Raw genomic sequence first — 21,680 nt, forward strand, 5'->3', positions numbered from 1 at the left:
ATAATTAATATTAACAGGTTCAAAAAGAATTAAGCAAAAAATATATTATATAAAAGAAAGCCTGTATGGATGAATATGTTACTATAGAGTAAAATGTGTTTAATATTGATATGCAAGTAAAGATGTGGGATAATAAAAATATCAGGAAGTATTAACGAGGTGAGTATGCAGGAAAAAAAGGATTGGAACGGTATCAGAGGTTATATAGATCATATTTTTGATGAAACGGATATAGGAAACAGTGCAAAGAAATTTGCAGACAATGTTGTTGACAGCCTGAGGGAAGTTAACAATCTTACAAAGGAAAATTATAATAAGAATGCAGTGAGTGTAAAGGTAAATAAAAGCAATAGGACAAGTATTTATTTAAGGACCAACAGATCGGATCTGTTTATAAGGATATTTGTCGGAGTACCTATGATGATATTTTTCGGTATTCCGATACTTGTACTTACACTGACCGTACTTCCTATTTCATTTACCGGATGGGTTGTGCCGATGATTGCGCTTATACCTTTTTTCGGAATAGGAGCATTTCTTGCAATTCCGGCAATCGGTAATCTTAGTCTGGTTGAAAAGGCGGACAGATATTATCGTATAATGAATAATAGGACTTATATGAACATAGAAGATATTGCTATGATTTCAAATGAAAGTCCTGAAATTGTGGTAAAAAACTTAAAGAAAATGATAGACAAAAAGATTTTCACACAGGGTCATCTGGATAAAGAAAATAAATGCTTTATGTTAAGTTATGATGTATATAAGGGCTATTTGGCGCTGGAGGAGCAAAGAAAATCGGAACAAAGAAAGAATGATATCATTGAGAAAAAGGTTGATATTAAAGACGGAAGTCTTATATCCGAGGGCAGGGAGTATATTATATCCATTAAAGAGTTGCATCTTGGAATAATAAAGGAGCCTATGTCATCCAAGCTTACAAAGCTTGAGACTATACTTACTGCAATATTTGACAGGGTGGAAAAGGAGCCTAAGGAAACAGAGAAGCTTTATAAGCTTATGAAGTATTATTTGCCTACAACTGTAAAGCTCATAAAGACATATTCCGATTTTGATAATGTTATTTCACCGGACAGTGATATTTTGAATACTAAAAAAGAGATTGAATTGACAATAGATTCTATAAATGAAGCTTGTGGAGAATTCCAAAACCGTCTTTTTAAGGATACCGCATTTGATGCGGACACCGATGCGGCATTATTAAAAGTTATGCTTGCAAAGGAAGGATTAATATGTGGCGGAATGGAAGAAGATGAGAGGTGAGACTATGAATGATAATGAATTAAAGAACAATGAAATAAATATGGATTCACTGGATGATATGTTAAAGGAAGGTCCAAGTCTGACATTTGATATTGAGGAGAAGGCACCTGAAACCGCTGTAGTGGAGACTGCAAAGCCTGAGAGTGCACCTCAGATAAAACTCTCCCCTGAAGAAGAAAGACTTGTAGAGGAGTTTTCTTCCAAAATAGATATAAGCAATTCACAGGCTGTACTTACATATGGTGTCGGAAGTCAAAAAAAGATTGCGGAGTTTTCAGAGAATGCACTTGAGAGAGTTAAGACTAAAGATCTCGGTGAGATAGGCGATATGCTTGCCGGAGTGGTAGGTGAGATTCGTTCTTTGGAGATTGATGAAGAGGACAAGGGGTTCTTCGGACTGTTTAAAAAGAGCGGAAATAAGCTTGCAAATATGAAGGCTAAGTATGACAAGGTAGAGGTAAATGTCAATAATATTTCAAAAGCTTTAGAGGATCATCAAGTAACTTTGATGAAAGATGTTTTGATGCTTGATAAGATGTATGAGCTCAATATGAACTACTACAAGGAACTGTCAATGTATATTATGGCAGGAAAGAAAAGACTTGAGAGAGCAAACAATATAGAATTACCGGAACTTATCAAAAAAGCTGATGAAAGCGGACTGCCTGAGGACACACAAAAAGCTAAAGACTTTTCACAAATGATAAATCGTTTTGAAAAGAAGATACATGATTTGGAGCTTACAAAGACAGTATCATTACAGATGGCACCTCAGATAAGACTTATTCAAAACAATGATTCCATGATGTCTGATAAGATACAATCAACCATTGTAAACACAATTCCTCTTTGGAAAAATCAGATGGTAATTGCTATAGGATTAAAGCATTCCACCGATGCCGCAAAGGCACAAAAGGCAGTGTCCGATATGACCAATGAGCTTTTAAAAAAGAATGCCGAAAGCTTAAAGGCCGCCACCATAGAAACAGCCAAAGAATCGGAGCGTGGAATAATAGATATCGAGACATTAAAGAGCACAAATAAAACTCTTATATCCACATTTGATGAAGTTATAAAGATACAGGATGAGGGTAGAAAAAAGAGAAAAGAAGCGGAAGCCGAGCTAAGGAATATAGAAAATGAAATGAGAACCAAGCTTCTTGAAATCAGTAACAGACAGGTAAGTGATAATCAATAGATAGGAAATAAAATGAATAATTGGAGACAAAAATATCATATAGAGCCAAAGAGCGGTTGGCTGAACGATCCTAACGGACTTTGTTTTTTTAAAGGATATTACCATGTGTTTTATCAGTATGCTTATGAGCCGAATGGTGGAAATAAATACTGGGCACATCTAAAGTCAAAGGATTTGCTACACTGGGAGGAAGCACCGATATTCCTTTCGCCGGAACATGAGTATGATAAAAGCGGTGCATATTCAGGCTCTGCTCTTATAAAGGATGATACCATGCATATTTTCTACACCGGAAATGTGAAAAAAGCCGGAGATTTTGACTATATATATGCAGGTAGAGAGAGTAATACAGTTCATGTGACAAGTGAAGACGGAATAAATGTAGAATCTGGGAAGGTTGTTATGTACAATAAGGATTATTCGGAAGGACTGTCTTTGCATGTAAGAGATCCTAAGGTATTTGAATACGAGGGCAAATACTATATGGTAATCGGTGCAAGAACTATGGAAGATAAGGGAGAGGTGTTGGTTTTTGAATCGGAGGATCTCGATAACTGGAAGCATATCCGTACCTTTGAAACCATGGCAAAAATAGGATATATGTGGGAATGTCCGGATCTTTTTGAGATAAACGGACAGTGGATCCTTATGGCATGTCCACAGGGACTTGAGGGAGGAAAATATGAATTCCAGAATATTTACTCCTGCGGATACTTTATTATAGAGGGTGATTTCAGAACAAACGGCTTTATAACGGAGTATAAGGAAGCCGACTTCGGATTTGACTTTTACGCACCACAGACATTTGTACATGAGGGTAGAAGACTTTTACTTGGATGGATGGGTATGCCTGATGCAAAGTATACAAATCCTACTGTTGAATACGGATATCAACATTGTATGAGTGTATTCAGAGAATTGGATTTTGCCGGTAATACATTGTATATGAAGCCTGTTAAGGAGCTGGAGACTCTAAGAAAGTTTGAGTTTGAGTATGACGAAGAAAATACTTCTTATAAGGTTTCTGATGAGAAAAGAGCATTTGATCTGGAACTTCAAAACTTCGGTGATAAGTTTGAGATAGAAATATTTGATACTCTAAAGCTTGATTTTGATGCAAATAGAGGAGACTTGGAGCTTTCATTTATTGCAAACGGATATGGCAGAGATAAAAGATTTTTAAGAACCAAGAGTATAGAAAATATACGACTTATGATTGATGCAAGTTCAGTGGAAGTGTTTGTAAATGACGGAAAACAGGTGATGTCTACAAGAATGTATCCGTCAAATTACAGTGATATAAAAGTATCCGGCAATATCAGGGGAAAGATTTATAGTTTGGATATATAATTTTACAATGGCATTACTTGGTATACTAAAGAGATTATTTGATAAAGATAGAAAAGAAAGTAAAATGAAGTTAATAGTTGGTTTGGGAAATCCCGGAAGAGAGTATGTAAATACCAGACATAATGCGGGTTTTTATGTTGTGGAAAAACTTGCATATGAGCTTGGCGAGGAAATATCCGAAAGAAAATATAAGGGACTTTTTGCAAAGGTCAGAATAGGGAATGAAAAGGCAATTATTTTAGAGCCGCAGACTTATATGAACAATAGCGGAGAATCTGTGAGAGCTTTTATGGATTATTTTAAGATAGAGGCGGCAGATGTCATAGTGGTTTATGATGACATTAACCTGGAGCCCGGAAATTTGCGTATCAGATTAAAGGGAAGTGCAGGCGGTCACAACGGTATCAAGTCATTGATTGCACATATGGGAACATCAGATTTTCCGAGAGTCAAGGTGGGAGTAGGTGAAAAGCCTGCGAGGATGGATCTGGCTGATCATGTACTTGGAAGATTCAGTGATACTGACAAGAAACTGCTTGATGAGGCGGCATCCGATGCCATAGAAGTGATAAAGCTGATGGTGGACGGTCAGTACGATACTGCAATGAACAGATACAATACCAAAAAGACAAAGTAAGGAAGATTATGAGTTTATTTGAAAATCCCTTAAAAAGATTAGCGGATTTTGAATCTTTAGAAGAAAGTATAAAAAAAGAAAAATTCCCGGTACAGGTAAGTGATATGTCCGAGCCGGGAAAAGCACATCTGATTTCCGAGCTGATGAAAGAAGAAAAGGCTTGGAAACTTGTTATATCATATGATGAGGACAATGCGAGCAGGCTATATGAAGATATAGGCTGCTTTTTGGACGAGGTTTATCTATATCCTGCAAGGGATCTTTTGTTTTTTACGGCAGATATAAGATCCTCACAGATAACAGCCAAAAGAGTGGAAGTATGGAAACATTTAAGAGAGGATAAGAGCGGTGTCATAGTAACAACGGTGGATGCTCTTATGGATAAACTTGAAGATTATCATAAGTTTTGTGAAGCCACTTTGGAGATTAAAAAAGAAGATATTATCGATATAGAAAAGATATCAAAAAAGCTGACGGATATAGGTTATGAGAGAAGTTTTGAAACAAGTAATCCCGGACAGTTTTCAATAAGAGGAGGAATAATGGATATTTTTCCGCTTACTGAAGAATATCCTGTAAGAATAGAACTTTGGGATGATGAAATAGATGCTATGAAAAGTTTTGATCCGGCAAGTCAAAGATCGATTGATGAGCTGGATTATGTAAATATTTATCCGGCAAGAGAAAAGGTACTTGGCGGTGAGCAGTCATTTTTAAGATATTTTGATTATAATAATACCCTTATATATATTGATGAGCCTGCAAGAACCATGGACAAGGCAAGAAAAACGGAAGATGAATATAATCAAAGTGCAGCCGGAAGAATAGAATCCGGACAGTACAAAAAAGAAGATATTCCCGATATATTCGGAGCCGATGAGGTGTTTCACAGCTTGAATAAAGCACCGAGTATTGCACTTACAGGACTTGATAACAGAATAAAGGAATTGGAAATTAAAGCAATGTACTCCGTGTTTTCAAGAATGAGCGGAGTATACCATGAAGATTTTACAAATCTTGTGGACGATTTGAAAAAATACAGAGCTGACAAAACCAGAGTTGCTCTTGTTTGTGCATCAAAGACCAGAGCAAAGAGACTTGCGGACAGCTTTAGAAATGATTATTCCTTGGATGCTTTCTTTTCTGAAGGTGAAAAAGATATAAGTATCGCTCCGGGGCAGATTGCAATATTTGTAGGAAATATTCACTCGGGATTTGAATATCCTGCAATCAATTTTGCGCTGATTTCGGAAACCGATATTTTTAAAACTCCGAAGAAGAAAAAGAGAAGAGAAAAAGAATATGAGGGTGACAGAGTAACCTCATTAAGCGAACTGCATATAGGCGATTATATCGTACATGAAGACCATGGCCTTGGAATCTATAAGGGTATAGAAAAGATAGAAAGAGACGATGTAATTAAGGACTATGTAAAGATTGAATATCAGGGCGGTGACAATTGTTTTGTACCGGTTTCAAAGCTGAACAGAATACAAAAATACGGCGGCGGAGAAATAAAAAAGCCTAAACTCAATAAGCTTGGCGGAGTGGAGTGGAGTAAGACCAAATCAAGAGTAAAGACGGAAGTCGAAGAGATGGCAAAAGAGCTTGTGGAACTCTATGCAAGCAGACTTAAAGGACAGGGTGTATTCTATGGAGAGGATACTCTTTGGCAAAGAGAGTTTGAAGAAATGTTTGAGTATGAGGAGACGTATGATCAGATAAAAGCCATAGAGGATGCCAAGAGAGATCTGGAGACCGGAAAGATAATGGATCGTCTGATATGCGGAGATGTGGGATATGGTAAGACTGAGATTGCCTTAAGAATTGCTTTTAAGGTAATACAGGAAGGATATCAGGTACTTTACCTTGTTCCGACAACCATTCTTGCAAGACAGCATTACAATACATTTGTTCAGAGAATGAAAGACTTTCCTGTAAAAATAGGTTTACTTTCCAGATTTAACACAAAGAAGGAGCAGAATCAGACTGTCAGTGATCTGGAAAAAGGTCTTGTGGATATAGTGATAGGAACACACAGACTTTTATCAAAGGATGTAGCACCTAAAAAACTCGGACTTGTGATAGTGGATGAGGAGCAAAGATTCGGTGTAAGACATAAGGAGAAATTAAAGCAGCTTTGTGAAAATGTAAATGTGCTTACACTTACCGCAACACCGATACCGAGAACTCTTCATATGTCACTTTCAGGTATTAGAGATCTGTCGGTATTGGAAGAGCCGCCTGTTGACAGAAAGCCGATACAGACCTATGTAATGGAGTATCATGATGAGACGGTTAAAGAGGCTATCAGAAGAGAGGTTGCCAGAGGCGGTCAGGTTTATTATCTTTACAACAGAGTCAACAATATAGAAGAAGTTGCCGCACATGTCAGAGCACTATTACCTGATATAAATGTGGAATATGTGCATGGAAGAATGGATGAGAGACATTTGGAAGAAAGAATGGTAGATTTTATCAATGGTGATGTGGATGTATTGGTAACCACAACCATAGTGGAGACAGGTCTTGATGTTCCGAATGCCAATACCATAATTGTTCATGATGCGGACAGGCTCGGACTCTCACAGCTTTATCAGCTCAGAGGTAGAGTCGGAAGAAGCAAAAGAAGTGCCTATGCCTTCCTTATGTATACGAGAAATAAACTTTTGTCCGAGGAAGCTTCAAAGAGACTTAAGGCAATAAGAGAATTTACGGAACTCGGTTCCGGAATAAAGATTGCAATGAGAGATCTTGAGATAAGAGGAGCCGGAAATGTACTGGGTGTAACTCAGCATGGTCATATGGAAGAAGTCGGATACGATCTTTATGTGAAACTTTTAAACACTGCGGTCAGAGCTTTAAAGACAGGAAAGCCTGTGGAAGAAGAAGTGGAGGCAAGTGTTGAGATAGACAGCAGTGCCTATATTCCAAGCAGCTATATTTCCAATGAAGAGACAAAACTTGAGATATATAAAAAGATTGCATTGGTGAAGACCGAGGAGGATTTCCTTGATATGCAGGATGAGCTTATAGACAGATTCGGTGAGATGCCGAAGTCTGTTGCCAATCTTTTGTATGTTGCAAGAATAAAGGCTTTGGCAAGTAGTATGTTTATTAACGATATTATTGTGAATAAGTTGCAGATAAAGTGGACAATGAGAGAAAATAAAGAGATAAAAACGGATAACCTCGATGCTTTCTTAAAGTCCTTCGGAAAGAATTTAACTGTAAAATATGACAAGGTATTGAACTGGGAATACAGGGATAAGGAGAAAATCTCAACCGAGGACAGGATGGAATTTACTATAAGTTTGCTTGAGAAAATGAAAGAGCAATTGTTTTAGCACATCAAAAATCATTTGACAAATATAGATCATTGCAAGTATACTTGTTAATGCACAGCCGGGAAGATAGCGGTGTCCTGTACCTACAATCCGCTTTAGTAGGGGTGATGTCTTGCCTAGGGTGTTCATTTGCTTGGCAGTCTGGAGTAAGTGGTGTTGAAGCGGGGGTCCCCACGCAATGGAAACTTTCGAACCGTGTCAGGACAGGAATGTAGCAGCACTAAGGAAGACCTTTCATGTGCCGTGAGATAGCCGCCGCAGAGCTAACTGCTTTTGTAACGCTTGTGAATGGCATTCGAAGCAAGACGTGCATATAAAAGGGCATTATTAAGAAATCTGTTTTAGATTTTTTGATAATGCTCTTTGCATTTTAAAATTAGAATTTGTTAATTCCATGACAAGACTATTGAAAAATGTTTTTCATTAATATAAAATGATGTAGATATTTATATATGTATATTCGTACCGAGATATCCTATATAAATTACATATAGAAAAAGAGTAGATCCGTTTTTTAAAATAGGAGGAAATATATGGCAATAAAAACTATAGGTGTTTTGACAAGTGGTGGCGATGCACCGGGAATGAATGCAGCTATCAGAGCGGTAGTTAGAACAGCAATACATAACGGAATAAATGTAAAGGGAATCATGAGAGGCTATGCAGGACTTTTACAGGAAGAGATAGTAGATATGGACAGTACCAGCGTGTCTGAAATCATTCACAGAGGCGGTACAATTCTTTATACCGCAAGATGTCAGGAGTTTACTACAGCAGAGGGACAAAAAAAGGGTGCCGAAATCTGTAGGAAGCATGGTATAGACGGAGTTGTCGTTATAGGTGGTGACGGATCGTTCCAAGGTGCAGGAAAGCTTTCAGCACTGGGAATCAATACTATAGGAATACCCGGAACTATCGACCTTGATATAGCATGTACAGACTATACTATAGGATTTGATACTGCGGTAAATACCGCAATGGAAGCTATTGATAAGGTAAGAGATACTTCCACATCACATGAGAGATGCTCAATAATTGAGGTAATGGGTAGAAATGCAGGATATATTGCACTTTGGTGCGGCTTTGCAAACGGTGCAGAGGATGTGCTTTTACCTGAGAGATATGACGGAAACGAGCAGGTGCTGATTGACAGAATCATTGAAAACAGAAAGCGCGGAAAAAAGCATCATATTATAATCAATGCAGAGGGAATCGGACATTCAACTTCCATGGCAAAGAGAATAGAAGCTGCTACAGGAATCGAGACAAGAGCTACAATCTTAGGTTACATGCAAAGAGGTGGTGCGCCTACATGTAAGGACAGAGTTTATGCTTCAATTATGGGAGCAAAGGCTGTAGAGCTTTTATTGGCAGGTCATTCAAACAGACTTGTTGCATACAAAAACGGTGAGTATGTTGACTTTGATATTCAGGAAGCACTGGCAATGACTAAGGATATACCGGAAGATCAATTCAGAATAAGCAAGCTTTTGGTAAGATAATATGCCTGAAATGATAGACGGATATAATTACGATTGGACAAACAGTGAAAACATGGTGCTATGTGGTGCCAGCTCATATGTTCAGAAGTATTATTTCAATGAAAAGTTCAAGCTTTTGCCGGATGAGATAAAAAACGAGCTTAAAATAATGTGTGTGTCTTTTGCCGAAGAGGCGGGAGGCATACTTACTATGGAGTTTGATAAGTTCGGTAATTTGAGCTTTTGTGTAAGAGTTGATGATGCTGATTTTTATTTTGACGAGATAGAGAGCGGCTTGAAGATAAGCTTATACCAAAGAAAAAAAGAAGAGCTTTTGTCACAGTTGGAATTGTTTTATAAAGTGGTGATATTGGGAGAGAGTGCAGAATAATTATGCTTGAAAAAATATCATATTATATAAAAAAATATGAGAGTGTATTACTGTATCTTATTTTCGGTGTACTGACCACTCTTGTAAATTTTGCGGCATACCATATTTGCTATACAAAGCTCCAATTTCCGAACTTGGTATCCAATACGATTGCATGGATATTATCCGTTCTTTTTGCCTTTATAACAAATAAAATATGGGTATTTAAAAGTAAAAGCTTTGAGTTTTCAAAACTGGCAGTTGAACTGTCAGGCTTTATTACGGCAAGATTGTTTACAGGTTTTTTGGATACGGCAATTATGTTTGTTGGAGTAGACTTATTAAAGAGAAACTGGATAATTGCAAAAATAGTCTCAAGTGTGGTCGTAGTTATACTTAATTATATTTTTTCAAAGCTGTTTATTTTTAGAAAGAATAAGGAATAATGCTAAAAGATTTTAAAATCGGAAATATAAATATAGAAGGCGGTTTGTGCCTAGGACCAATGGCAGGTGTAAGTGACTTGCCATTTCGTCATTTATGCAAAGAAATGGGTGCTTCACTTCTTGTTACAGAGATGGTGAGTGCAAAGGCTATCTATTTTAAAAACAAAAATACGGAACCGCTTATGAAAATAGATAAAGGGGAACATCCGATTGCGCTGCAGCTTTTCGGCTCGGACCCCGATATAATTGCACAAATGGCAGCAAGTATAGAAGAAAGAGATTTTGATATATTCGACTTTAATATGGGTTGTCCCGTACCGAAGATAGTAAATAACGGTGAAGGTTCGGCACTTATGAAGAATCCGAAACTTGTAGAAGAGATACTTACAAAGCTTGTAAAGAGTGTAAAAAAGCCTGTTACATTAAAGATAAGAAAAGGGTTCAATGACGACAATATCAATGCGGTGGAAATTGCAAAAATAGCCGAAGCTTCAGGTGTAAGTGCTGTTGCCGTACATGCCAGAACCAGAGAACAGTACTATTCGGGTAAGGCGGATTGGAGCATTATAAAGGCTGTAAAGTCAAATCTCGGCATTCCGGTAATTGGAAACGGAGATGTGGTGGACGGCAAAAGTGCAAAAGAAATGTATGAGTATACGGGCTGTGACGGGATAATGATTGCAAGAGCGGCAAGAGGAAATCCGTGGATATTCAAAGAAATCAGAGGGTATTTGAATGGGGAAATCATAGAAAAACCCGAGAAAGATGAAATCGTGGATATGATACTCAAACATTGTAAACTGCAAATGCAATATGATGATGAAATTATGGCTATAAGAAAGATGAGAAAACATGTTGCATGGTACACACATGGTATGAAGGGCTCATCGGCACTTAGGGATAGGGTGAATCATGTTGAAAGATATGATGAACTTGAAAGACTGTTAAGGTCAGTATAAAAGATTTTATCTCTTAATACAAAATTATTAATACATATATTAAAAATATGCTACAATAGTATCGGAGTGAGAGGTATTGGAGGAGATATGAATACAAAGGAACAGTATAAACGAATTGTAAAATTCGGTTCGGCAGCTATCATATTGCTAATAGAAATAGGGCTTTATTGGGCGCTATGGTATTTTCATCTGAATACTATTATAGAGGTAAGATTCTGGAGAAGAGGAATCTGGCTGTTGGCTGCAATGTACGGAATGTTGCTGTTTTTCTTTCTGCAGACATACGGCGGTTTAAAAATAGGTTATTTAAAAAGAGGTAATATAATCTATTCTCATATTTTATCGCTTTTGATAGCCAATGTAATAGGATATATTATACTTGCATTGGTGGATAAAAGATTTCATGCACCGACACCGTTTATAATTTTAACTGTTATAGATGCCGCATTGGTATGTGCCTGGGTGTTTTTGTTTCAGTGGATATACAGTGTGTTCTTTCCGCCAAGAAGACTTTTGGTAGTCTATGGAAACAGACCGGTATTTTCCATAATGGAAAAAATAGGTGCCAGAGATGACAAGTATATAATAGGCGGAGTAATAAGTACCAAAGTCGGTATTGATGAAATAATGAAAAGAGCAGAGGAGTTTGAAGGTATGGTTGTAGGAGATATACCTTCACATGAAAGAAATCTGCTTTTAAAGAAATGTTATGATGCAGGTATCAGAGTATATATGATACCCAAGATAAGCGATATATTGATAAGAACTTCCACAAATCTGAATCTGTTTGATACACCTATTCTTCTTTCAAGAAATGAGGGACTTCAGGCCGATCAGATGCTGGTAAAGAGAATCATAGACGTTGTAGTCAGCGTAATAGGTATAATAATTACTCTGCCTCTGTTTGTCATGTTTGGTGCGGCAATACATCTTACAGACAAAGGTCCGGTATTTTATAAGCAGACCAGACTTACACTTGACGGAAAGCTGTTTGAAATATATAAATTCAGAACTATGAGAGAAGATGCGGAAAAGGACGGTATAGCAAGGCTTGCCGGAGAAGATGATGACAGAATCACAGCAGTCGGAAAGCTCTTAAGAGCTACCAGATTGGATGAACTTCCTCAGCTTTTTAATATAATAAAGGGTGAAATGAGTCTTGTAGGTCCAAGACCTGAGAGACCGGAGATTGCCGCAGAGTATATGGAAGAGCTTCCGGAGTTTTCTATGAGACTTAAAATGAAGGCGGGACTTACAGGATATGCACAGGTTCACGGCAAGTACAATACAACACCATATGATAAATTAAAGCTTGATCTGCATTACATAAGAAATTACAGTATATGGATGGACCTTATCTTGATAGTTTTGACACCTAAAGTTTTGTTTATGAAAGAGTCGACAGAAGGCGTCGGAGAAGGTGAAATTACCGCAAATACTAAGGATAAATAATATATTAAAGCAGGATGCATAAATTGATGCAATCCTGCATTTTTTATGTTACAATCATATTACATGGCAGATATTATATTTTTCAAAAATTTCAATAATTATTTTATATTCTTAGTTTTAATGTCTTAATTTTAATTCCCTTTATATCATTGTTGACAAATAAAAGAGAAGCATATACAATAAAACAAGAACATACATTCGATGGAGGTTGTTATGAAGAAGGAAAAAAGTTCCAAAGCAGCACAACAGGTTAAAAGAGTAATGGAAAAAAGTGAGAAACAGGCGGCACTTGAGTCTGCCTTGACACAGATAGAGAAGGCATACGGTAAGGGTTCGGTGATGAAGCTGGGAGACGGAAATACAAATATGTTTGTAGAGACCATTCCTACAGGTTCACTGGGGCTTGATATAGCATTAGGTGTAGGCGGCATTCCGAAGGGAAGAATTATAGAGGTATACGGACCGGAGTCATCAGGTAAGACAACCGTAGCCCTTCATATGGTAGCCGAAGCTCAGAAGCTTGGAGGTATTGCGGCATTTATAGATGCGGAGCATGCGCTTGATCCTGTTTATGCGGATAAGATAGGTGTAAATATAGACGAGCTGTATGTATCACAGCCTGATAACGGTGAGCAGGCGCTTGAGATTACGGAGACTATGGTAAGATCCGGTGCTATTGATATTATAATAGTCGACTCTGTAGCGGCACTTGTGCCAAAGGGCGAGATAGAAGGAGATATGGGAGATTCTCATATGGGCTTGCAGGCAAGACTTATGAGCCAGGGACTCAGAAAGCTCACAGGTATAGTAAGTAAGAGTAATTGTATAGTTATCTTTATCAACCAGCTCAGAGATAAGATAGGTGTAATGTTTGGAAGTCCGGAGACTACCACCGGAGGTAGAGCTTTAAAATTCTATGCATCTGTAAGACTTGATGTTAGAAAAGTTGAGCAGATTAAGCAGGGCGGTGAAATCATAGGAACCAAGACCAGAATAAAGGTTGTTAAAAACAAAGTGGCACCTCCTTTCAAAGAGGCCGAGTTTGATATAATGTACGGACTGGGTATATCAAAGTCCGGAGAGATACTTGATCTGGCGGTTGCAAGTGATGTTGTGGAAAAAGGCGGTGCATGGTACTCTTATGAAGGAACCAAGATCGGTCAGGGAAGAGAAAATGCAAAGACTTTCCTCATGGAAAATCCTGAGATTTGTGAGAAAATAGAAGAGCAAATCAGAGAAAAGTTTGTACTTGAAGCTGAAAAGAACGGAAAAACTTTAGAGTATGACTCTGTAGATGATGATGACGAAGAGTTTGACGGTTCACCTATAGAGGATGATATGGATGAAGCCGGCGGCATAGAGCTTGAGGAAGAAGATTGATTGTAAGTGAAGTTATTCCTCTGAATACCAAAAAAAGCAAAGTTATATTTCAGGATGGAGAAAGTCTGGCCCTATATAACGGCGAAATCAGACGACTGGATATTGCTGTGGGAAGAGAGATAGATGAAGAGGAATATTATACAACCATCTATCCGGTTTTAAAAAAGAGAGCTTTTGCAAGGCTGATGCATATACTTGAGAAATCCTTTAAGTCGGAAAACGATATAGTAAAAAAGCTGAAGCTCTCATTTTACCCTGATGAGGCCATCAAAGAGGCTATAGAAAAGGCAAAAAAATTCGGCTACATAGATGATGACAGATATGCCGAGCGATATATCAATACATATAAAGATAAGTACAGCAAAATGAAATTAAAATACAAGCTGCTGGAAAAGGGCATAAACAAGGAGATTATTGATAATGCACTGGAATCATTTACAGTAGATGAAGAGCCTATGATAAAAAAGCTTCTTAATAAAAAACATTATTTTGAAACTGAGGAACCTGATAAAAAACAAAAGATAATTGCCTCTGTAATGAGACAGGGATTCAAATATCAAAAAATAAAAGATGTTATAAAAGACACTTCTATGAGTTAGAGACACTCAAGGAAGTGTCTTTTTTGTGAGATTATTAGCATGTAACGCTAGTTAAATAACAAACATATTTGTTAAATAAAATACTTTTCAGAAAAGTATTACAATATTTATAAAAAAAGTATATAATGAATGCATAAAGTTCGTATCAAATAAATATAAAGATATGTGCTCTTATTATTTCATGAAATAGACAATTTAAAATCTATATATGTAGTTCATTTACATATATTAATCTACCGGTAAAACGGTGAAATAATTCTAGGAGTAAGAGGTATGAGTAGATTAGAAATAGTCTCCCCAAGTAGAGCCAGAATTGTTATGGAGGAGCTATACAAAAATTTGGAAAGAAGAATCGAGGCATCTCCTCCGGGGCTTTGCCCGGTTGATATGTCCAGAGCTTTTCTGGAGTTGGCTCACGCTCAGACTTGTGGTAAATGTGTTCCATGCAGAATCGGATTAGGACAGCTTGAAAAGCTGATCGAGAACGTGCTTGACGGTAAGGGCAGTATGGCTTCTTTGAAATTAATGGAGAAGACAGCCCTCAGTATTATGGAATCGGCAGATTGTGCCATAGGCTATGAAGCGGCAAATATGGTTTACAAAGGTATTATAGGATATAGAGATGACTATATCGAACATATAGCACATGGCAGATGTACATGCTCATACAATCAGCCTGTACCTTGTGTAAACTTATGTCCTGCACAGGTGGATATACCGGGATATATTGCACTTATAAAGGAAGGCAGATATGCAGACTCTGTAAGATTGATAAGGAAAGATAATCCTTTCCCTACTACTTGCGGATTTATTTGTGAGCATCCTTGTGAGGCAAGATGTAGAAGAAATATGGTGGACGACTCTATAAATATTCGTGGTTTAAAGAGAGTTGCGGCAGATTTTGCGGGAGAAGTCGATCCTCCAAAATGTGCTCCGTCTACAGGTAAAAAAGTTGCAATACTCGGTGGTGGACCGGGTGGACTTAGTGCGGCTTATTTCCTACAGCTTATGGGACATCAGACAACTGTATATGAGATGCTGCCTGAGCTTGGAGGTATGTTAAGGTACGGTATTCCGAATTACAGATTACCGAAGGACAGACTTGATGAGGATATCAAGGCTATTTTAAAGACAGGTGTAAAAGTTAAGCATGGTCTCAAGATTGGAGAAGATATTACAATGGACGACTTGAGAAATGCTTTTGATGCGGTGCTTATAACCATAGGTGCAAGTACAGATAAGAAACTTGGACTTGAGCATGAAGATGCAAACGGTGTGGTATCTGCTGTAGAATTCCTGCGTGATGTAGGAAAGAATATTATAAAAGATCTTACAGGCAAAAATGTTTGTATAATCGGTGGCGGAAATGTATCCATGGATGCTGTAAGAACCGCAAAGAGAATGGGTGCAAAGAAAGTAAGTATTGCATATAGAAGAAGAGTTGCCGATATGACAGCTTTACCTGCCGAGATAGAGGCGGCGGTTGCAGAGGGCATTGAGCTTAGAACTCTTATGGCACCATCCGCTATAGATGTTGATGAGAACAATAATATAAAGGGTATATATGTAAAACCTCAGATGATCAGCTCTATTAAAGACGGAAGAGCAAGTGTAAAGGCTACAGGCGAGGAAGATGTTTATATTCCTTGCGATATACTTGTAGTTGCAATCGGTCAAAATATAGAGACAAAGCATTTTGAGGAAGCGGGAATCCCTGTATCTAACGGAAAGATAATTACAGATTCTACAGGCGCATTCAAGGATATGCCGGGAGTATTTGCCGGAGGAGACTGTGCCAGCGGACCGGCTACAGTTATCAAGGCTATCGGTGCGGCAAAGGTAGTAGCTGCAAATATTGACGAGTATTTAGGTTATCACCATCAGATAAGTGTAGATGTGGAAATTCCTGAGGCGAGTCTTGAAGATAAGAGTCCTTGCGGTAGAGTTGAACTTACAGAAAGAGAAGCTTGTGAAAGAGTCCTCGATTTTGACGGCGTTGAAAATTGCATGACAGAAAAAGAAGCTAAGCAAGAGGCGGGCAGATGTTTAAGATGTGACCACTTCGGCTTCGGTATTTTCAAAGGAGGTAGGGAGAGTATATGGTAAACTTAACTATTGATAATATACCTGTTTCCGTAAAAGAAAATACAACTATTATGGAAGCGGCTGCGAAAATAGATATAAATATTCCGAAACTGTGTTTCTTGAAGGATTTGAATGAAATAGCGGCATGTAGAGTATGTGTCGTTGAATTAAAGGGTAAAGATAAACTTATCACATCATGTAATAATGTGTGTGAAGAGGGCATGGAGATCTTTACAAACAGTAAAAAAGTAATCAGAGACAGAAGAAAAACTGTAGAGCTGATACTTTCACAGCATGACAACAGATGTGTTATATGCGCTAAGAGCGGCAACTGTTCACTTCAAAAAGTTGCCAATGACCTAAATATACTTGAGATACCGTTTGCTGTTGAGCTTGAAAAACAGCCGTGGAATAAAAATTTCCCACTTATAAGAGATTCATCCAAATGTATTAAGTGCATGAGATGTATACAGGTTTGTGATAAGATGCAGACTTTAAGTGTTTGGGATCTCCACGGTACAGGAGCAAGAACTACGGTAAACGTAACCGGATATAAAAAGATTGAAGAAGCCGACTGTTCGCTTTGCGGACAGTGTATAACACATTGTCCTGTAGGTGCATTGAGTGAAAGAGATGATACTTCAAAGTTCTGGGAAGCTGTTGCCGATCCTGAGAAGACGGTTGTTGTTCAGATTGCACCTGCTGTAAGAACAGCATGGGGTGAGGTTTTCGGACTTAAGGATAAGGATGCAACTGTAGGAAAGATTGTTGATGCATTAAAGAAGATGGGTGCAGACTATGTGTTTGATACCTCATTCTCAGCAGACTTGACAATTATGGAAGAGGCAAATGAGTTTGTACACAGATATACAAACGGACTTATCGGCGACAGACCTATGTTTACATCATGTTGTCCGGGCTGGGTAAGATTTGTAAAATCACAATATCCGAGAATGACAAAGTCACTTTCAACAGCAAAGTCTCCACAGCAGATGTTCGGTGCTGTAATGAAGTCTTATTTTGCTGAAAAAATAGGAGTAAAACCTGAGAACATGGTATCTGTTTCTATAATGCCTTGTGTAGCTAAAAAGGGTGAAAGAGAAATGGAACTCTTCCACGGGGAGTATGCCGGTCATGATGTAGATATTGCTCTTACAACAAGAGAACTTACCCGTATGATAAGAGCTTCTCATATAAATCCTAAGAGTCTTGAGGACGTAGTAGCAGACAGACCTATGGGTGACTATTCAGGAGCGGGTGTAATATTTGGTACTACCGGAGGAGTAATGGAAGCGGCTCTTAGAACCGCATACAGTATAATAAAGAAAGAGAATCCTCCTGCAGATGCATTTAAACCTGTGAGAAGTAAAACATTCCAGGAGAATGACGGAACTGTAGAGGCTAAGTTTAATATTGATGATATTGAATTGAATATCGCTGTAGTGAGCGGACTCGGTAATACAAGAAAGCTATTGAATAAGATCGAGAGAGGCGAAGCAAAATATGACTTTGTCGAAGTAATGGCATGTCCTGGAGGCTGCGTAGGCGGTGGCGGACAACCTGTAAAGGATGGCTATGAACTTGCATTTGACAGAGGAAAGAAGCTTTATTTCTTAGACGAGAACTCCGAGATAAGATACTCGCATGAAAATAAGGATATTATTGCACTGTATGACGAGTATTTCCATAAACCGCTTTCTCATAAGGCGCATGCATTATTACATGTACAAGAGTAATAGCATGGTGATTTTGAAATTACAATTTACATATCGGTATAATTGTGTAAAATAATTTTTCTAAGGAAGTGTTTTTTACATTTCCTTAGAATTTTTGTATGCAATATTATTAAAATGGAGTTTAGAGTATGTTATTTAATATCTTTAACAAAAGAAAGCCTGATTGGAAGCTTGATATTGACGGAGTAGAAAAGGGCGGATGTACAGCACAAGAGCTTGAAAGCCTGTTGGATTCTATAAGAAGCGGAAAGATATATTTTATTGTATTGACACCGGCAAAGAAGATTGATGTAAATAACAGAAGATTGAATTTCGTACAGATATGTAAAGATGAAGATGATGAGAATTATCATTTTGAAGTAAGCACATCGGATATTAATGACAGCGACAACATTATTATCTATGGAAAGGAAGGATTTGCCAAAGATAAGGTAACGGATATGGTTCAACTTCTGATGAAGGATGAGATAGTTCCCGACTGTTCAGGCTGGGAGGTTGTATTTGACAGTGCGGATGTCAAGATAGCTAATGTGGAGGTCTATAGAGAGCTTGTAAAGACAATATCGGATAATGAAGATTTTTTACAAAATATGGACAGGTGTTTTTGTTATCCAAGAGAGTACTTTAAAGATAATGCGGACAGGTATGAGGATAGGGGTATTACAAGCAGAGATGCTATAGATACCTTTGTTTGGATTGCCGTAGCGGATGAGATGCTTGAGAGCGGGATCGCAATAGAGCTTGATTGGAAAGAGGAAAAAGACGAATTCTTATCAAACATAGAAGAATTGACAAAAGAGAATAATCTTGTTGTGGATGAGGGTATGCTTGATGATGAAGGGGATATTCCGTCTTGGTGTAAAGAGTTGGACAATAAATGGATGAAAGACGGATATTGTGTAGCAGGTATTGATATAGACAGCGACAGTTATGTATTGTTCGTATGTAAAACAGATAAGTTAAAGAGTTTGACAGAACTTGCCAAGAGTATAAATCACAGGATTGATTTTGCCCCAAATATGTAGTTTATTGATTTAACAAAAATGTGTTAAAAAACTTTAAAAAAGTTATTGACAAGATAAGAGTTATTCTTGTATAATGTCTAGGCATTGCGAAAGCAAATGAGGAGAAGTACTCAAGAGGCCGAAGAGGCGCCCCTGCTAAGGGTGTAGGTCGGGCGACCGGCGCGAGGGTTCAAATCCCTCCTTCTCCGCTTCTTGTCAAAGAAGTTTGAAAGAAAGTTCTTGACAAGATAACGTCGATATGATAATATATCAAAGTTGCTCCAAAAGAGCAAAAGCTTAAAAGATTCTCAAAAATAACTTAAAAAGTTATTGACAAGATGAAACGAGCTTGATATAATAGCTAAGCTGTTTCGAACAGCAAAGCAAATGAACCTTGATAATTTAAGATTAAACAGTACACACAACCCTGAAAAAATTCTTGATTATTTCAATAATCAATGAAGTTTCAGATGCATTTTTCACTTGATGAAAACGAGCGAAAGCAAAGTTTGAATCTTAGTGAAAAAGTAGTTCTTCGTACGAGTGAAACGAGTGCGATAGAACAACCTTAAAAAACAGTAGATCTGTGAAAACAGATGCAAGCTAGCGAGAAGGCTAGATTAAACTTTTATATGAGAGTTTGATCCTGGCTCAGGATGAACGCTGGCGGCGTGCTTAACACATGCAAGTCGAACGAAGCTGTTAGAAGGAAGTCTTCGGATGGAATTTTAATAGACTTAGTGGCGGACGGGTGAGTAACGCGTGGATAACCTGCCTTATACAGGGGGATAACGGAGAGAAATTTCCGCTAACACCGCATAAGACCACAGCACCGCATGGTGCAGGGGTAAAATATTTATAGGTATAAGATGGATCCGCGTCCGATTAGCTAGTTGGTGAGGTAAAGGCCCACCAAGGCGACGATCGGTAGCCGGCCTGAGAGGGTGAACGGCCACATTGGGACTGAGACACGGCCCAAACTCCTACGGGAGGCAGCAGTGGGGAATATTGGACAATGGGGGAAACCCTGATCCAGCGACGCCGCGTGAGTGAAGAAGTATTTCGGTATGTAAAGCTCTATCAGCAGGGAAGAAAATGACGGTACCTGACTAAGAAGCCCCGGCTAACTACGTGCCAGCAGCCGCGGTAATACGTAGGGGGCAAGCGTTATCCGGATTTACTGGGTGTAAAGGGAGCGCAGACGGCAATGCAAGTCTGAAGTGAAAGGCGTGGGCTCAACCCATGAACTGCTTTGGAAACTGTATAGCTTGAGTGTCGGAGGGGTAAGCGGAATTCCTAGTGTAGCGGTGAAATGCGTAGATATTAGGAGGAACACCGGAGGCGAAGGCGGCTTACTGGACGACAACTGACGTTGAGGCTCGAAGGCGTGGGGAGCAAACAGGATTAGATACCCTGGTAGTCCACGCAGTAAACGATGAATACTTGGTGTCGGGGAGGTAAACTCTTCGGTGCCGCAAGCTAACGCATTAAGTATTCCACCTGGGGAGTACGTTCGCAAGAATGAAACTCAAAGGAATTGACGGGGACCCGCACAAGCGGTGGAGCATGTGGTTTAATTCGAAGCAACGCGAAGAACCTTACCAAATCTTGACATACTCTTGAATAGCTTTGTAATGAAGCTAGTCTTTCGGGACAAGGGATACAGGTGGTGCATGGTTGTCGTCAGCTCGTGTCGTGAGATGTTGGGTTAAGTCCCGCAACGAGCGCAACCCTTGTCGTCAGTAGCCAGCAGTAAGATGGGCACTCTGACGAGACAGCCGGAGATAATCCGGAGGAAGGTGGGGATGACGTCAAATCATCATGCCCCTTATGATTTGGGCTACACACGTGCTACAATGGCGTAAACAAAGTGAAGCAAAGCCGCGAGGTCAAGCAAATCACAAAAATAACGTCTCAGTTCGGATTGTAGTCTGCAACTCGACTATATGAAGCTGGAATCGCTAGTAATCGCAGATCAGAATGCTGCGGTGAATACGTTCCCGGGTCTTGTACACACCGCCCGTCACACCATGGGAGTCATCAATGCCCGAAGTCAGTGACCTAACCGTAAGGAAGGAGCTGCCGAAGGCAGGGAGGATAACTGGGGTGAAGTCGTAACAAGGTAGCCGTATCGGAAGGTGCGGCTGGATCACCTCCTTTCTAAGGATAAAGTAGGGGTTGTGAGTACTGTTTAGTTTTACATTATCAAAGGTAAAACTAAAAACATAAAATTATTGGTGTCGATGCGTCTAGGGGACACACCCGTTCCCATTCCGAACACGATGGTTAAGACCTAGTCGGCCGATGGTACTATACTGGAGACGGTATGGGAGAGTAGGTGGATGCCAATTT

General features: G+C 38.8%; 15 protein-coding genes, 1 tRNA gene, 2 rRNA genes and 1 other RNA gene. All 19 read left to right on the forward strand.

Annotated elements, in window-relative coordinates:
- The first annotated feature begins 165 nt into the window (after positions 1-165).
- The 19 genes from HMPREF1135_RS10595 (at position 166) to rrf (ending at position 21,679) form a co-directional block, all read left to right on the forward strand.
- Complete coding sequence (locus tag HMPREF1135_RS10595; protein ID WP_007595050.1) at positions 166-1,284, forward strand: 5-bromo-4-chloroindolyl phosphate hydrolysis family protein; 1,119 nt, start codon at positions 166-168, stop codon at positions 1,282-1,284.
- 4 nt (positions 1,285-1,288) lie between these two features.
- Entirely contained in the window at positions 1,289-2,482 is a 1,194-nt protein-coding gene (locus HMPREF1135_RS10600; protein WP_007595051.1) for a toxic anion resistance protein, read from the forward strand.
- A gap of 12 nt (positions 2,483-2,494) precedes the next feature.
- Entirely contained in the window at positions 2,495-3,832 is a 1,338-nt protein-coding gene (locus tag HMPREF1135_RS10605) for a glycoside hydrolase family 32 protein (protein WP_007595053.1), read from the forward strand.
- 7 nt (positions 3,833-3,839) lie between these two features.
- Entirely contained in the window at positions 3,840-4,469 is a 630-nt protein-coding gene (gene pth / locus HMPREF1135_RS10610; protein ID WP_007595056.1) for an aminoacyl-tRNA hydrolase, read from the forward strand.
- Positions 4,470-4,477: 8 nt separating this feature from the next.
- Entirely contained in the window at positions 4,478-7,816 is a 3,339-nt protein-coding gene (gene mfd / locus HMPREF1135_RS10615) for a transcription-repair coupling factor (protein ID WP_007595058.1), read from the forward strand.
- 50 nt (positions 7,817-7,866) lie between these two features.
- An RNA gene (gene ffs / locus HMPREF1135_RS13810) (signal recognition particle sRNA large type) lies at positions 7,867-8,129 on the forward strand.
- A 220-nt stretch (positions 8,130-8,349) separates the two neighbouring features.
- Entirely contained in the window at positions 8,350-9,318 is a 969-nt protein-coding gene (pfkA, locus tag HMPREF1135_RS10620; RefSeq protein ID WP_007595061.1) for a 6-phosphofructokinase, read from the forward strand.
- 1 nt (position 9,319) lies between these two features.
- The gene (locus tag HMPREF1135_RS10625; RefSeq protein ID WP_007595063.1) at positions 9,320-9,688 is read left to right on the forward strand and encodes a DUF6145 family protein; all 369 of its coding nucleotides are present in this window, start codon (positions 9,320-9,322) and stop codon (positions 9,686-9,688) included.
- A gap of 2 nt (positions 9,689-9,690) precedes the next feature.
- Complete coding sequence (locus HMPREF1135_RS10630) at positions 9,691-10,113, forward strand: GtrA family protein (protein ID WP_007595065.1); 423 nt, start codon at positions 9,691-9,693, stop codon at positions 10,111-10,113.
- A complete protein-coding gene (gene dusB, locus HMPREF1135_RS10635; RefSeq protein WP_007595067.1) occupies positions 10,113-11,072 on the forward strand; it encodes a tRNA dihydrouridine synthase DusB in 960 nt (319 codons plus the stop codon). Before HMPREF1135_RS10630 ends, dusB begins: the two co-directional genes overlap by 1 nt.
- Positions 11,073-11,159: 87 nt before the next feature.
- Complete coding sequence (locus HMPREF1135_RS10640; RefSeq protein WP_007595069.1) at positions 11,160-12,524, forward strand: exopolysaccharide biosynthesis polyprenyl glycosylphosphotransferase; 1,365 nt, start codon at positions 11,160-11,162, stop codon at positions 12,522-12,524.
- A 213-nt stretch (positions 12,525-12,737) separates the two neighbouring features.
- The gene (gene recA, locus HMPREF1135_RS10645) at positions 12,738-13,904 is read left to right on the forward strand and encodes a recombinase RecA (RefSeq protein WP_007595071.1); all 1,167 of its coding nucleotides are present in this window, start codon (positions 12,738-12,740) and stop codon (positions 13,902-13,904) included.
- Entirely contained in the window at positions 13,901-14,503 is a 603-nt protein-coding gene (locus HMPREF1135_RS10650) for a regulatory protein RecX (RefSeq protein ID WP_007595073.1), read from the forward strand. Before recA ends, HMPREF1135_RS10650 begins: the two co-directional genes overlap by 4 nt.
- Before the next feature lie 273 nt (positions 14,504-14,776).
- The gene (locus HMPREF1135_RS10655) at positions 14,777-16,609 is read left to right on the forward strand and encodes an NAD(P)-binding protein (RefSeq protein WP_007595074.1); all 1,833 of its coding nucleotides are present in this window, start codon (positions 14,777-14,779) and stop codon (positions 16,607-16,609) included.
- Complete coding sequence (locus tag HMPREF1135_RS10660; RefSeq protein WP_007595075.1) at positions 16,603-18,324, forward strand: [FeFe] hydrogenase, group A; 1,722 nt, start codon at positions 16,603-16,605, stop codon at positions 18,322-18,324. Before HMPREF1135_RS10655 ends, HMPREF1135_RS10660 begins: the two co-directional genes overlap by 7 nt.
- A gap of 128 nt (positions 18,325-18,452) precedes the next feature.
- Positions 18,453-19,349, forward strand: a complete 897-nt coding sequence (locus tag HMPREF1135_RS10665) for a DUF6630 family protein (RefSeq protein ID WP_007595076.1) — start codon at positions 18,453-18,455, stop codon at positions 19,347-19,349.
- A gap of 100 nt (positions 19,350-19,449) precedes the next feature.
- A tRNA-Ser gene (locus tag HMPREF1135_RS10670) sits at positions 19,450-19,537 on the forward strand.
- Positions 19,538-19,956: 419 nt separating this feature from the next.
- Positions 19,957-21,488: ribosomal RNA gene (locus tag HMPREF1135_RS10675) — 16S ribosomal RNA — on the forward strand.
- 73 nt (positions 21,489-21,561) lie between these two features.
- Positions 21,562-21,679, forward strand: a 5S ribosomal RNA gene (rrf, locus tag HMPREF1135_RS10680).
- The last annotated feature ends 1 nt before the right edge of the window (position 21,680 follow it).

Source organism: Lachnoanaerobaculum sp. OBRC5-5, assembly GCF_000296385.1.
Lineage (GTDB): Bacteria > Bacillota > Clostridia > Lachnospirales > Lachnospiraceae > Lachnoanaerobaculum.

What these genes read in the sequence shown, in the direction of transcription:
- HMPREF1135_RS10625 (WP_007595063.1), top strand. Translation starts at nt 9,320, where the DNA reads ATGCCTGAAATGATAGACGGATATAATTACGATTGGACAAACAGTGAA.
- dusB (WP_007595067.1), top strand. Translation starts at nt 10,113, where the DNA reads ATGCTAAAAGATTTTAAAATCGGAAATATAAATATAGAAGGCGGTTTG.
- HMPREF1135_RS10600 (WP_007595051.1), top strand. Translation starts at nt 1,289, where the DNA reads ATGAATGATAATGAATTAAAGAACAATGAAATAAATATGGATTCACTG.
- HMPREF1135_RS10640 (WP_007595069.1), top strand. Translation starts at nt 11,160, where the DNA reads ATGAATACAAAGGAACAGTATAAACGAATTGTAAAATTCGGTTCGGCA.
- HMPREF1135_RS10655 (WP_007595074.1), top strand. Translation starts at nt 14,777, where the DNA reads ATGAGTAGATTAGAAATAGTCTCCCCAAGTAGAGCCAGAATTGTTATG.
- recA (WP_007595071.1), top strand. Translation starts at nt 12,738, where the DNA reads ATGAAGAAGGAAAAAAGTTCCAAAGCAGCACAACAGGTTAAAAGAGTA.
- pfkA (WP_007595061.1), top strand. Translation starts at nt 8,350, where the DNA reads ATGGCAATAAAAACTATAGGTGTTTTGACAAGTGGTGGCGATGCACCG.
- HMPREF1135_RS10595 (WP_007595050.1), top strand. Translation starts at nt 166, where the DNA reads ATGCAGGAAAAAAAGGATTGGAACGGTATCAGAGGTTATATAGATCAT.
- HMPREF1135_RS10660 (WP_007595075.1), top strand. Translation starts at nt 16,603, where the DNA reads ATGGTAAACTTAACTATTGATAATATACCTGTTTCCGTAAAAGAAAAT.
- pth (WP_007595056.1), top strand. Translation starts at nt 3,840, where the DNA reads ATGGCATTACTTGGTATACTAAAGAGATTATTTGATAAAGATAGAAAA.
- mfd (WP_007595058.1), top strand. Translation starts at nt 4,478, where the DNA reads ATGAGTTTATTTGAAAATCCCTTAAAAAGATTAGCGGATTTTGAATCT.
- HMPREF1135_RS10630 (WP_007595065.1), top strand. Translation starts at nt 9,691, where the DNA reads ATGCTTGAAAAAATATCATATTATATAAAAAAATATGAGAGTGTATTA.
- HMPREF1135_RS10605 (WP_007595053.1), top strand. Translation starts at nt 2,495, where the DNA reads ATGAATAATTGGAGACAAAAATATCATATAGAGCCAAAGAGCGGTTGG.
- HMPREF1135_RS10665 (WP_007595076.1), top strand. Translation starts at nt 18,453, where the DNA reads ATGTTATTTAATATCTTTAACAAAAGAAAGCCTGATTGGAAGCTTGAT.